Source organism: Pseudarthrobacter sp. RHLT3-21 (genome assembly GCF_059383495.1).
The window spans coordinates 12,434-25,948 of the sequence record NZ_JBWZCI010000016.1; the positions used below are offsets into that span (position 1 = coordinate 12,434).

At 65.0% G+C, this 13,515-nt stretch carries 10 protein-coding genes and 1 pseudogene; 1 reads left to right on the forward strand and 10 read right to left on the reverse strand.

Annotation, left to right across the window (positions count from 1 at the left end; all coding sequences use genetic code 11):
- Window positions 1-25: 25 nt before the first annotated feature.
- From AC50YA_RS15820 to AC50YA_RS15855, 8 genes are all read right to left on the reverse strand, one after another.
- Window positions 26-886, reverse strand: coding sequence for a shikimate dehydrogenase family protein (locus AC50YA_RS15820; RefSeq protein ID WP_494983199.1), 861 nt, complete (start codon window positions 884-886; stop codon window positions 26-28).
- A complete protein-coding gene (mltG, locus tag AC50YA_RS15825; protein WP_494983200.1) occupies window positions 883-2,547 on the reverse strand; it encodes an endolytic transglycosylase MltG in 1,665 nt (554 codons plus the stop codon). The genes AC50YA_RS15820 and mltG overlap by 4 nt, the downstream gene beginning before the upstream one ends.
- The gene (ruvX, locus tag AC50YA_RS15830) at window positions 2,531-3,142 is read right to left on the reverse strand and encodes a Holliday junction resolvase RuvX (RefSeq protein ID WP_494983201.1); all 612 of its coding nucleotides are present in this window, start codon (window positions 3,140-3,142) and stop codon (window positions 2,531-2,533) included. Before ruvX ends, mltG begins: the two co-directional genes overlap by 17 nt.
- 7 nt (window positions 3,143-3,149) lie before the next feature.
- Window positions 3,150-5,828, reverse strand: a complete 2,679-nt coding sequence (alaS, locus tag AC50YA_RS15835) for an alanine--tRNA ligase (RefSeq protein ID WP_459310072.1) — start codon at window positions 5,826-5,828, stop codon at window positions 3,150-3,152.
- A 116-nt stretch (window positions 5,829-5,944) separates the two neighbouring features.
- Window positions 5,945-6,202, reverse strand: a complete 258-nt coding sequence (locus AC50YA_RS15840) for a hypothetical protein (protein WP_459310073.1) — start codon at window positions 6,200-6,202, stop codon at window positions 5,945-5,947.
- A 17-nt stretch (window positions 6,203-6,219) separates the two neighbouring features.
- Window positions 6,220-6,594: a DUF948 domain-containing protein gene (locus AC50YA_RS15845; protein WP_111907697.1), complete on the reverse strand. Its 375-nt coding sequence runs from the start codon at window positions 6,592-6,594 to the stop codon at window positions 6,220-6,222.
- 145 nt (window positions 6,595-6,739) lie between these two features.
- Complete coding sequence (gene rpsD / locus AC50YA_RS15850) at window positions 6,740-7,366, reverse strand: 30S ribosomal protein S4 (RefSeq protein ID WP_058932352.1); 627 nt, start codon at window positions 7,364-7,366, stop codon at window positions 6,740-6,742.
- 265 nt (window positions 7,367-7,631) lie between these two features.
- A complete protein-coding gene (locus AC50YA_RS15855; RefSeq protein WP_459310074.1) occupies window positions 7,632-9,047 on the reverse strand; it encodes a replication-associated recombination protein A in 1,416 nt (471 codons plus the stop codon).
- A 75-nt stretch (window positions 9,048-9,122) separates the two neighbouring features.
- On the opposite strand from AC50YA_RS15855, the gene AC50YA_RS15860 reads away from it, so the two are divergent.
- Window positions 9,123-9,836: an acVLRF1 family peptidyl-tRNA hydrolase gene (locus tag AC50YA_RS15860; RefSeq protein ID WP_494983202.1), complete on the forward strand. Its 714-nt coding sequence runs from the start codon at window positions 9,123-9,125 to the stop codon at window positions 9,834-9,836.
- A gap of 3 nt (window positions 9,837-9,839) precedes the next feature.
- On the opposite strand, the gene AC50YA_RS15865 is transcribed toward AC50YA_RS15860, so the two are convergent.
- Complete coding sequence (locus tag AC50YA_RS15865) at window positions 9,840-10,637, reverse strand: dioxygenase family protein (RefSeq protein WP_494983203.1); 798 nt, start codon at window positions 10,635-10,637, stop codon at window positions 9,840-9,842.
- Window positions 10,638-10,874: 237 nt separating this feature from the next.
- Window positions 10,875-13,364 (reverse strand): annotated as a pseudogene (locus AC50YA_RS15870) (ATP-dependent Clp protease ATP-binding subunit); the annotation flags it as partial.
- Window positions 13,365-13,515 lie beyond the last annotated feature (151 nt).

A 13,515-nucleotide genomic window follows, 5' to 3' on the forward strand; every position in this document is an offset into this window, starting at 1 on the left:
ATTTCCATCCTGCCACGTATGGCGGTCAGAACGCCCGTCGGGGAAGGCCGACTGCGTCACACATCACATCTATGACGGCTGCATTAACGTCGTCACCGCGACGGGTGAACAGGCGTACCTGCTCCACCGCCTGGTACATCAACATTTCGAGTCCGGGCACCACGGCGCCGCCGCCAGACTGCCATACCGACGCAATCCGGCTGGGCCAGGGAACGTAGGCCACGTCCAGGAGGACACCGGGCGTTCCGGTTCCCAACGCAGCGATCTCCGCTGCCAGGCCGTCCGCTGCGCGCGGCGGGAGCGTGGAAATCACGACGTCGGCACTTGCCGTCGGAACGGCGGCTTCGGTCAGCGGCCGGACGACGATGGAAAGGCCAACTCCGGCCGCGGCGGCGTGCGCTTCGTCAGCCCGGGACGTATCCCGGACGAACACCTGGGCGTGCTGCGTGCCCAGATCCTTCAGCGCGGCCACAGCGGCAGCAGCTGTTCCGCCTCCGCCCAGGACGACGGCGGCCGGGCTGGCCGCCACTCCGGCGTTCAGGACAGCGTTGACGATGCCGGCGACGTCGGTGTTGTAGCCGATGCGCCTGACGGAACCGAGGTCTTCCTCGAAAGCCACTGTGTTGACCACACCCAATGTCCGTGCCACGCCGCGGACTTCGTCCACTTGGGCAACCATGCCAGATTTCAGGGGCATGGTGACTGAGAGTCCACGCCAGCCCTGCTGCGTCCTGACCTGTTCCATAAAGGCGGGCAGCGCCTGCTCGGTCAGGTCCAGGGCCGTGTAGCCAATATCCACCCCGAGTTTGCCGTAGGCCGCCAGGTGCAGGGCCGGGGACTTGGAGTGGCTGATCGGATGGCCCAGGACCGCAGCCCGGAGTCTCATGTGCAGCGGCCCACGTTGGCCTGGCACCAGGTGTTGTACTGGTCGACGTAGACGTTGTGCTCGTCGAGCGTCTTGGAGAACTTTGTCTCCTTCGTGTCCAGGTTGATGGTTACCCAGTACAGGTAGTTGTTGGTTTTGGGCTTCGCGGCCGCATCAATGGCGGTCTTGCCCGGAGAGCCGATGGGGCCCGGCGGCAGGCCAGGGTTGGCGTAGGTGTTGTACAGGTTGGACTTGTCCTGGCGCTCTTCATCGGTGAAGTTGAAGCTCTTGGTGCCCAGTCCGTACGTCACGGCCGAATCGACCTGCAGGTAACCGGAGGTCTGGTCATTCGGCTTGAGGCGGTTGTAGATGGCTCCGGCAACGTCGCCGTACTCAGCCTGGCCGCCTTCGGCCTGCACAATGCTCGCCACGATCACAGCTTCATACTGCTTCGCCGGATCGGTGATGCCCTGTGCCACAAGTTCGTCGGTGGTTCCCTTGACCAGCGACTGGAGGATGTCCTTGGCCGGCGTGCCGAGCGGGAAGCGGTACTCCCCCGGAGCGAGGTAGCCCTCAAGGTTTTTGGCGTTGGCCGGAAGGCCAAACTGTGCGGGGGCGTCGCTGAATGCCTTCAGTTGCTGCAGCGACACACCGGAGCCCTCGGAGATGGCCTGCAGCGACTCGCCGACCCTGAGACCGGCACTCAAGGCGAAGTAGATGACCTTGCTCTTATCGGTGCCGAGCAGGAGGCTGACGGCGTCGGAGTTCTTCATCTCCATCTTGAATGTGTAATCCCCCGGCGACAACGTTCCGCCGGAAGACGCAAATGCCTGCAGGAAAGTGTCAGCGTTGGCCACGACTTTGCCGCTCTCGAGTTTGGTGGCCACGGAACGCGTACCTTCACCGGGCTGGACTGAAACCACGACTTCGCCCGTGCCGGGACCGGGGTAGTCGGCCGCTTTGTCGTTTCCAAGCAGTGGTTTGATGAACTGCGCACCCACGGCAATGGCAGCCACGAAGACCACGAGAGTCAGGAACAGGGCGAGGAGGCGCCGCCGGCGCCGTACCTTTTTTGACGGCTTCGCCACTACCGAAACCGCGGCTGCACCGGCGAACAGGCCGGCGTCGCGGTGGTCATCATCGACGTGTTCATCATCGGGGTGGTGATCATCATGGTGGCCTGCATCGTGGTGTGCTTCGTCCGGATAGTGGTGCCCGGCGTCGTGGAAGGCTTCGTCCGGATGGTGGTGGCCGGCGTCGTGCGCTTCATAAAAGTGCTCGTCATCGGGGAGGTATTCCTGGACCAGGGCGTCATCCGGATGTTGGGCTGCGGCCGGACCAGCGTCCTGGATGGAAGGCGGGGTGTCCGGCGCTGTGGGAATAACCGGCTGCGGCTCCGGCTCCGGAACGGGTTCAGGCGCCTGAACCGGTTCGTGGGCGCGAACCGGTTCCTGCTCCGGAACGGGCGCAGGCGCCGGAGCGGGGACAGCTTCGGGTTCAGGTTCCGTGGCCGGTGCAGGAGCAGGAACAGGCGCATCCTGCCCAGTCTCATAGGCCTGTTCGGGAACCACATCGCTGCTTCCCGTGTGCTTCTCCCGGGCGCGGAGCTCTTTGCGGGTCAGCGGCCTGGCGCCATCGTTGCTCGTGGCGCCTGAGGCGTCGTCGTTATTGGACGGGCTCACTGTAGCCTTCCGTGTTCTGAGATCGAGTCGTGCCTTCCGGGGCCGCATGGTCGGGCTGGACTGCCGAACCTGCTCCGGATGGCCGAGTACGCGGCGGCGCAGTCACGCGGCTGCCAACGTCCGTTCCCCTGGCTTTTTGCATGTCGATGGCGTGCTGGAGGATGCCTGCCGCCGCGACCTGATCCACCACTTTACGGTGGTTCCGGCTGCTCATGCCAGCTTCGTGCAGGTTACGGTGCGCCGTAACACTGCTCAGGCGTTCGTCTACCAGATTGACCGGAACATCCATTCCGCGGGCAGCGAGCTCCGCAGCCAGCAGTTCGGCGTAGTCGGTTGCCATCCTGGCAGAGGCGTGCTCCTCGCCCTTCATGGTGCGGGGAAGCCCCACAAAAACCTGGACGGCGCCAAGTTCCCCAGCGAGCGACGCGATGACACGCACGTCGGAATTCTTCTTGGCGTTGCGGTCCAGGGTCTTGTACGGAGTGGCCAGGATTTCGTCCCGGTCGCAGATGGCGACGCCCACGCGGACGGTGCCGACGTCTACCCCCAGTTTGATGCCCTGGGGGTAGACGGCGACGCCAGCGGATTCTGTCACGGGTTCCCTAGCGCCGGGAGATGGCGTCCACAACGGCGGCCAGCGCCGGTGCGACCTTGGCGGCGTCCGTGCCGCCACCCTGGGCGACGTCGTCCTTGCCGCCGCCGCCACCGCCGAGGATTCCCGCCGCGAGCCGGACCAGGGCGCCGGCTTTCACGCCGGCTTCCCGGGCTGCCTCGTTGGTGGCCACGAGGATCATGGGCCGGTCATTGCTGACGCCGGCAACCGCCACGGTGGACGCGCCCGAACCGAGGCGGTTGCGCAAGTCAAGGGCAAGGTTGCGGATGTCGTCGGCCCCGCCGATCTGGCCGGCGTCGTGGGCGATGACCTGGATGCCGGCTGTGTCCCGGGCGGTGCCTACAAGGTTTCCGGCCGCTGCGGCCATCTGTTCCTTGCGCAGCCGGTCGAGTTCCTTCTCCGTTGCCTTGAGCTTGTTCAGCGTGCTGGCGATCCTGTCGGCGAGCTGGCCGGAAGGCACTTTGAGCATCTCAGTCAGTTCGGTCACGAGGGCGCGTTCGGCGGCCAGGTGGCGGAAGGCATCCATGCCCACAAACGCCTCAACACGGCGGTTGCCTGAGCCGACTGACTGCTCACCGAGCAGCGACAGGCTGCCGATCAGGGACGTGTTTGCTACGTGCGTGCCGCCGCAGAGTTCCCGGGACCACGCGCCGTCGATCTCCACAACTCGGACTTCGCTGCCGTAGTTTTCGCCGAAGAGCGCCATGGCACCCAGCGCCTTGGCCTCTGCCAGGCCCATGACCTTGGTGTCCACGCGGAAGTTGTTGCGGATGGCGAGGTTGGAAACTTCCTCGATTTCCGAACGCGTGGCGGTGCTGAGGCCTTCGCCCCAGGCGAAGTCGAAGCGCAGGTAGCCGGCCTTGTTGTAGGAACCGCGCTGGGTGGCTTCGAGGCCAAGGATCTGGTGCAGGGCGGCGTGGACGATGTGCGTGCCGGTGTGGGCCTGCTCGGCGGCGTGGCGCCGCTCGCGGTCCACGGCTGCGCGGACCAGTGAGTCGGAACCGATCTCGCCTTCGCGGACGATTGCCTTGTGGACGCTCAGTCCCTTGATGGGGCGCTGGACGTCCAGGACTTCGACGACGAATCCGTCACCGGTGATGAGGCCCGTGTCAGCCGACTGCCCGCCGGCTTCAGCGTAGAACGGCGTCTCCGCCAGGACGAGTTCAATTTCGTCGCCGGTGGCGGCGTGCCCCACATTCTGTCCGCGGTTGAGGATGCCCCGGACCCGGGACTCACCATCCAGCTCGGTGTATCCGGTGAAGACAGTCTCGCCCTGGGCCAGAAGTTCCTGGAACGCACTTAGATCGGCGTGGCCACCCTTCTTGCCCTTGGCGTCGGCCTGCGCGCGCTGGCGCTGTTCGAGCATCAAGCGGCGGAATTCCGGTTCATCGACCTTGAGTCCGGCTTCCTCAGCCATTTCCAGGGTGAGGTCGATCGGGAAACCGTAAGTGTCGTGAAGGGCGAAGGCGTCGGCGCCGGACAGCGGCGTGCCTGCGGCCTTGGAATCAATTACGGCGTCTTCAAGCCGGGCGGTACCTGACGCGATGGTGCGCAGGAAGGCCCGCTCTTCGGCATAGGCGATCCTGCTGATGCGGTCAAAGTCCGTCGCCACGATGGGGTAGACACCCTTCATGGCATCGCGTGAGGCGGGGAGCAGGTCCGGCAGGCAGGCCTTTTCGACGCCGAGCAGGCGCATGGAACGCACGGCGCGGCGGATCAGCCGGCGCAGGACGTAGCCGCGGCCCTCGTTGGACGGCGTCACGCCGTCGGCGATCAGCATAAGAGCCGAACGGATGTGGTCACCCACAACCCGCATGCGGACGTCGTCCGTGTGGTGCGGATCCTCAGGTGTTTCGGCCGACGTGTACTCCCGGCCCGACAGCTCGGCAGCCCTGTCGATCACAGGCCGGACCTGGTCGGTCTCGTACATGTTCTCGACGCCCTGCAGGATCATCGCGAGGCGCTCCATGCCGAGGCCGGTATCGATGTTCTTTTTGGGCAGCTCGCCGACGACGTCGAAGTCGTCCTTGGACCGGACGTTGTCGATCTGGTACTGCATGAATACCAGATTCCAGATTTCAACGTACCGGTTTTCGTCGGCGATGGGACCGCCCTCGACGCCGTAGGCAGGGCCCCGGTCGTAGTAGATCTCCGAGCACGGGCCTGCGGGGCCCGGCTGGCCGGTGTGCCAGTAGTTGTCGGCCTTGCCCATACGCTGGATGCGCTCGGACGGAACGCCGGTGTGCGTCAGCCACAGCTCCTTGGCTTCGTCGTCCTCTTCGTAAACCGTCACCCACAGCAGTTCCGGCGGAAGGCCGTAGCCGCCGTCGTCCACGCTCTTGGTGAGCAGCTCCCAGGCGTACTTGATGGCGTCTTCCTTGAAGTAATCGCCGAAGGAGAAGTTGCCGCACATCTGGAAGAAGGTACCGTGGCGGGCGGTTTTGCCCACCTCTTCGATGTCACCGGTGCGGATGCACTTCTGAACGCTGGTGGCCCGGTCGAAAGGGGCTTCTTCACGGGCAGTCAGGTAGGGGATAAACGGGACCATGCCGGCCACGGTGAACAGGAGGGAGGGGTCGCTGGAGACCAGCGAGGCGGAGGGAACCGCGGTGTGTCCTTTGCTGACAAAAAAGTCCACCCAGCGCTTTGTGATCTCCTGCGACTTCATGAGCTGATTACATACCCTTCTCGGTTCACGCGTTGTGCCACGCATGACTTATTGATTCAGACGGCAGTGCCGGCAAGCGGCTGCTGGTTTAATTCTCGCGCGTTTTTCCCGCGCGTTCAGCGGCGGGCTGGATCCCGCGATGGGACGGCCGGGGAGTCGATCCCGAGGGCGGCCCGGAGGTCCGTCTCCCGCTCATGCATTCCGGCACGCACGGCATCGGCGAAGTCGTACACGCCGTCAGCCAACCGGCCCACGGCGCGGTTCAGGCCTTCCGGCCCCAGGTTCGCCTGCATATTAGACTGCGCTTCGCTGATCTTGCGGAACGCGATGACTCCGATGGCCACGCCGATTCCCATCCAGACAAATCGTTTCATTTCAGTTCTCCGGTGGCTTAGCGGCTGCGGCGGCCGGGGGCCGGCTTCTTGCGGTTGGCGAGGGCGGAGCGCACGCCGTAGCTGAAGGCTGCCACCTTGATCAGCGGTGAACCGACGGTCGCTGCAACGAGTGATGACAGCGCTGAGAGGTTTGCCGACGCATCTGAAACGTTGGAGGCGATGCCATCCACCTTCTTCAACTGCTGGTTGGTGGTGGACACAGTCGCGGTGACTTCGTCCATCAGGGGCGTGGCGCCGTCGCTGAGGGAGCGGATGGAGGTCCGGATCTCCTCCAGCACACTGCCGAGCTTCAGGATGGGCACGGCGAGCAGCAGCACCAGCAGCGCGAACACCCCGGCTGCGATCAGGCCGGCAATATCGCCACCAGACATAGACGTTCATCTCCTTGAAACTGACGTGGATCCGTTACCTGCGCGCACGCTGCCTTGATGCGTTCCGCAGATGTCCCCCAAGTACCTTACATACAAAGAAGCCCGTGGCGCTTGCCACGGGCTTCTTTGGATACGCTGCTGGGATTTAGCGTGCGTAGAATTCGACGACGAGCTGCTCTTCGCAGGTTACGGGAACCTCGGAGCGCTTCGGGCGACGGACCAGGCGGGCCTGCAGGGCGTCAAGCTTGACGTCCAGGTAGGCCGGAACCTGGGGCAGGACGTCGCGGTGTGCGCCGGCTGCTGCAACCTGGAGCGGAACCATGGTTTCGCTGCGGGTGTGGACGTGGACAAGCTGGCCTTCGCTGACGCGGAAGGACGGCCGGTCAACGCGGATGCCGTCAACCATGATGTGGCGGTGCACAACGAGCTGGCGGGCCTGGGCGATGGTGCGGGCGAAGCCGGCACGCAGCACGAGGGCGTCAAGACGCATTTCGAGCAGTTCGATCAGGTTTTCACCAGTCAGGCCCTTGGTGCGGCGGGCTTCTTCGAAGGCGCGGGTCATCTGGGCTTCGCGGATGCCGTACTGGGCGCGCAGACGCTGCTTTTCGCGCAGACGTACGGCGTAGTCGGAGTCCTGCTTCTTGCGGGCACGGCCATGCTCACCGGGGCCGTACGGGCGGCGCTCCATGTACTTGGCGGCCTTGGGGGTCAGAGCAATGCCGAGTGCACGCGAGAGGCGTGCTGTACGGCGAGCACGAGTGTTGTTAGCCACTTGTGTCCTTCCAATATCTGCGGTGTGTCAGTGTTACTGGCCTCCACGATGGAGAGCATCGGCCAACCGCTGCCTTTTGCTACTGGGCACAGGGCTACCCCAACGAAACAGCAGAAAATACTGAAGGATGGGGAGATTGCGTCCGCGCCTTGCCAGACAACGAACAATCTTAGCAGGATTCGCCTGCAATCCCACACTCCGGCCGCCGCTCCCCCGCGTCACTCCGATGGCATAGCTGCCGGGGTCACTCCACCGCCGACGCCGGTCAGTTGCCGCGGATGATCTTCCGCAGCCGTTCGAGGCGCACGGCGATGTCCCGTTCCGCGCCGTTAGCGGTGGGCTCGTAGTAGTCCCGACCCACGAGGTCATCCGGCGGGTACTGCTGGCTGGCCACGGAATGGGGGGCATCGTGGGCGTACTTGTAGCCGAGCCCGTGGCCCAGCTGCTTGGACCCCGGGTAGTGCGCATCGCGCAGGTGCGCCGGTATCCCGTTGCCCAGGCCGGCACGGACATCCGCGACGGCCTTGTTGATTCCCATGTACGCGGCATTGGATTTCGGTGCGGTGGCCAGATGCACCACGGCCTCGGCCAGGACGATCCGCCCCTCGGGCATACCGATCAGCTGTACCGCCTGCGCGGCGGCAACCGCCGTCTGCAGCGCTGTAGGGTCCGCCATTCCCACGTCCTCCGCTGCAGAAATCACAATCCGCCGGGCAATGAACTTCGGGTCCTCCCCAGCTTCCAGCATCCTGGCGAGGTAGTGCAGTGCTGCGTCCACATCAGAGCCGCGGACCGATTTTATGAAGGCACTGACTACGTCGTAGTGCTGGTCGCCGGCCCGGTCGTAGCGCACGGCGGCCACATCCAGGGCGCGCTCGGTGTGTTTCAGCTCGACGGTGACCAGCGAGTCGGCATCGGCGTCGTCTGCATCGCCGAAGGCCACACCCGATGCGGCCTCGAGGGCCGTCAGTGCGCGCCGCGCGTCGCCGCCGGCGAGCCTGACGAGGTGGGCCAGGGCCTCGGCACTGAGCTCCACTTTCCCGTTCAGGCCGCGATCGTCCGACACGGCGCGCTGCAGGAGCCCTTCAATGTCCGCCTCCGTCAGCGGTTTCAGGGTGAGCAGGAGGGAACGGGACAGCAGTGGCGAGACCACCGAAAAGGACGGGTTTTCCGTGGTTGCCGCCACGAGTACCACCCAGCGGTTCTCCACGCCGGGCAGCAGGGCATCCTGCTGTGCCTTATTGAAGCGGTGGATCTCGTCGAGGAAAAGCACCGTGGTGGTTTTGTACAGATCCCGCGCCGTGAGGGCTTCGTCCATGACCCGCCGAACGTCCTTGACGCCCGCGGTGATGGCGGACAACTCCACGAACTTCCGCCCCTTGCCCTTCGCGATCACATGGGCGAGCGTGGTTTTTCCGGTCCCGGGCGGTCCCCAGAGGATCAGCGAGCTGGGGCCTGCTGGACCCAGGGCGTCGGTGCCGGCCGCCAACTGCCGCAACGGCGATCCCTGCCCCAGCAGGTGCTGCTGTCCCACCACATCATCCAAGGTGCGCGGCCGCATCCGGACGGCCAAGGGGCTGCGCGGCGCGGCGGTACGGCCGGTCCCGGCGGGGCCAGCCGACGACGGTTCGTCACTGTCGTCGTCGTCATTGCCATGCCCTTGGGCGAAGAGATCATCCACATAGATAGGCTACTCATTAGTTCACCGCCCCACTTCCGCCCTCCATTTTCCGCCCGCCACCTAAGGGATCCCGCCATGAGCGCACGCAGCACCCCCGGCGCCGGCCGTCCGGGGTCCGTCAGGACCGCGTTTGTGTCCGGCGAACGCCTGGCCGGATGGGCGGACCGCTTCGGGGCCGCGCACGGCGGCTTCCGGCTCAGCGATGACGACGACGGCGTGCGGCTTGTCGCAGCCGACGGCACCATCGCGCTGCTCCAGGCGCCGTGGCCACCCGACGGGCGGCCCGGACGTGGTGCCGATCCCCTGGAACGCCTGGCGTCTGTTGCAGCCCAGCCCCGGACCGCGGGCCTGGTGCTCGTGCGGCGCGGCGGCTATGCGGTGGCCGTGGCCAAGGAAGGCACCTTGACGGCGTCCAAGACCGGATCCCGCTACGTGCAGTCCCGGACTGCTGCGGGAGGCCAGTCCCAGCAGCGGTTCGCGCGCCGTCGGGCCAACCAGGCAGATGAACTGGTGGAGAAGGTGGCAGGCCACGCAGCAGCGATCTTCGGCGGCCACTCCGTCGAGTACCTTGCTCCCGGCGGAGACCGGACCCTGGCCGGGCTGGTCATGGACCACCCGGCCCTGAGGCTCTATGCCTCAGTCCCCCGGCTGGACTTCCTGGACGTGCCTGATCCCAATGGCTCGGTGATGAGGAAGGCCGCCGCGGATGTCTGCGCCGTCCGGATCCAGGTAGCCGACGCACTGCCGGACAAGTGGAATCCCGGGGCCTCCGGATTGACCCCGACGTAATTTCTAGGTCAGCGTCCAGGAGCGCTTCGACAACCCGTACCAGAAACCTTCGATTGCAGTCTTCGCGTGCAGGTCACCGGAGCCATAGGCTGCGCCGAGCGCAACGTACAGCGGCGCCCAGTGCTCGCTGCGCGGGTGCGCTTGCCGGGCCGCCGGCGCCTTGTTCAGGAAGTCCAGGATGGCATCGACATCGCCGCGCGCCATGGCTTCTTCCGCCCAGTGGTCAAACTCGCTCGAGGCTGCCGGCGGAGGGCTGTCCGGACCACCGGCCGGGTTGAACCAGCGGAGATTGTGCGTGGTGAACCCGGAACCGACGATGAGGGTGCCGCGTTCGCGCAGCGGTGCCAGCGACATGCCGAGGTCAAACAGGCCCTGCGGATCGAGGGTGGGCATGGACATCTGGACCACTGGAACATCGGCTTCGGGGAACAGCTCCTTGAGCGGCACATATGCTCCGTGGTCCAGCCCACGGCTCTCATCGCGCTCGACGAGGTGGCCGTGGACAGCCACCAGCCGCTCCACCTCGGTGGCGAGCCCCGGCGCCTGCGGGGCGTCGTATTTGACGTCGTAGTACTTTTGCGCGAAGCCGCCAAAGTCATAAACAAGGCCTGGATCCCGCTGAGTGGCACTCAGGGTCACGGGTGCGTTTTCCCAGTGCGCGGACACCATCGAGATGTCCTTGGGCTTGCTGAAGGTGCCGGACCACTCGTGTAACTGTTGGGTCCAGGGAGCGTCGTCGGCAAGCGGCGGCGCACCGTGACTGAGAAAGAGAACCGGAGGCAGGCCAAATGTTTGCGTCATGCAGCCGTACTATGCCATTTTTATTGAAGCTTCAAGCATCATCGGAGTGACGACCGCTTGAGGGCGGCTTGTGATTTAGTGAAATATCCGACGCTAACGTCCGTTCGGGCCTCGTAATGGCCTGTATTTGCCGGGTTTGATGTGGTTGGTGCGTGGAAGTCGCCGGGCATCACAACTGCCCATCGCCCCCTTAAGGGGGCGCTTCAGAAAACGGAAAAAATACCACGCTAACCCGGGTTAGCTCGCGGCCGGCAGTGCGTCCGGAATCCGGGGTTTCGTGTTTCCTGTGAAGGTGAACTGCGCGTCGTCGCCGTCGCCGTCCACATCCACCACAACGATGTCGCCCGGGTGAATCTCGCCGAAGAGGATCTTCTCGGAGAGCTGGTCCTCGATCTCGCGCTGGATGGTGCGGCGCAGCGGCCGGGCACCCATGGCCGGGTCGTAACCGCGCGTTGCCAGGAGAACCTTGGCCGCGGTGGTGAGCTCGATGCCCATGTTCTTGTCCGCCAGGCGCTGCTCCAGACGGCCGATCATCAGGTTCACGATCTGGATGATCTCGTCCTGGGTCAGCTGGGGGAAGACGATGACGTCGTCTACACGGTTGAGGAACTCGGGGCGGAAGTGCTGCTTGAGCTCCTCCGTGACCCGGGCGCGCATCCGGTTGTAGCCGGTCTGCGTGTCCGTGCCCGACTGGAAGCCGGTGGCAACGCTCTTGGAGATGTCCCGCGTGCCCAGGTTGGTGGTCATGATGATCACGGTGTTCTTGAAGTCCACCACCCGGCCATGGCTATCGGTCAGGCGGCCGTCTTCGAGGATCTGCAGGAGTGAGTTGAAGAGGTCCGCATGGGCTTTTTCCACTTCGTCGAACAGGACCACGGAGAACGGACGGCGCCGGACCTTTTCGGTCAGCTGCCCGCCCTCGTCGTAACCGACATACCCCGGAGGCGCACCGAAGAGACGCGACACGGCGTGCCTCTCCGAGTACTCGGACATGTCCAGGGTGATCAGTGTGTCTTCCTCGCCGAACAGGAACTCGGCCAGGGCCTTGGCCAGCTCCGTCTTACCCACACCGGTGGGGCCGGCGAAGATGAACGAGCCGCCGGGACGCTTCGGGTCCTTCAGGCCCGCCCGGGTGCGGCGGATAGCCCGCGACAATGACCTGATGGCCTCATTCTGGCCCACCACGCGCTTGTGCAGTTCGTCTTCCATCTTCAGCAGTCGCGAGGACTCTTCCTCGGTCAGCTTGAAGACCGGAATGCCCGTGGAGTTGGCCAGCACCTCGGCGATGAGATCCTCATCCACCTCGGAGATGTCGTCCATGCCGCCGGACTTCCATCCGCGTTCCTTCTCTCTACGCTGCGCGACGAGCTTCTGCTCCTGGTCGCGCAGCGCTGCGGCACCCTCGTAGTCCTCCGCATCCAACGCAGACTCCTTCTCCATTTTCAGCGCAGCGATGCGCTCATCCATCGCCTTCAGCTCCGGCGGAGCGCTCATGCGCCGGATACGCAGCCGGGCGCCGGCCTCATCGATCAGGTCGATTGCCTTGTCCGGCAGGAAGCGGTCCGAGATGTAACGCTCCGAAAGGTTCGCCGCGGCGACCAGCGCGCCGTCGGTGATGGAAACCCGGTGGTGCGCCTCGTAGCGGTCACGCAAACCCTTGAGAATCTCGATGGTGTGAGCCACGGAGGGTTCCTTGACCTGGATCGGCTGGAAGCGGCGCTCCAGGGCAGCATCCTTCTCGATGTACTTGCGGTAGTCATCCAGCGTGGTGGCACCGATGGTCTGCAGCTCGCCCCGGGCCAGCAACGGTTTCAGGATCGAAGCCGCATCGATCGCACCCTCGGCGGCACCCGCACCGACCAGGGTGTGGATTTCGTCGATGAACAGGATGATGTCCCCGCGGGTGCGGATCTCCTTCAGGACCTTCTTCAGCCGCTCTTCGAAGTCACCACGGTACCGGGACCCTGCCACCACGGAGCCCAGGTCCAGGGTATAGAGCTGCTTGTCCTTGAGAGTCTCCGGGACATCGCCGCGGACAATCGCCTGGGCGAGACCCTCGACGACGGCGGTCTTGCCGACGCCGGGCTCACCGATCAGGACAGGGTTGTTCTTGGTGCGCCGCGAAAGGACCTGCATCACGCGTTCCATTTCGGATTCGCGTCCGATCACCGGGTCCAGTTTGTTCTCGCGCGCAGCCTGGGTGAGGTTGCGGCCGAACTGGTCCAGGACGACGGAGCCGGCGGGAGCGCCTTCGGGCTGGCCCGGGCCGACGCCTGCGCCGGTGGTTTCCTTGCCCTGGTAGCCGGAGAGGAGCTGCATGACCTGCTGGCGGACCCGGTTGAGGTCTGCGCCCAGCTTGACCAGCACCTGGGCGGCAACGCCCTCACCCTCACGGATGAGGCCCAGCAGGATGTGCTCCGTGCCGATGTAGTTGTGACCCAGCTGCAGGGCCTCGCGGAGTGCGAGCTCCAGCACCTTCTTGGCGCGCGGCGTGAAGGGGATGTGGCCGGACGGGGCCTGCTGGCCCTGGCCGATGATCTCCTGCACCTGCTCGCGCACGCCGTCGAGCGAAATGCTCAAGGACTCAAGAGCTTTGGCGGCAACGCCCTCACCTTCATGGATCAGACCCAAGAGGATGTGTTCGGTACCAATGTAATTGTGGTTCAGCATGCGTGCCTCTTCTTGGGCAAGCACAACCACGCGACGGGCACGGTCCGTAAANGGCTGCCGCCTACCTTGATGCTACGTCGCCGCAGGCCTTCATGGGGGGTTCGCCGAGACGCAGGATAAGGAGAGCCGGGTTCCCGTGACTTTCCCATGTAAGCGGCAGGTTTTCGCACCGCTATCCGCCACGTCACCGCGTGTCACCGTGTGGGCG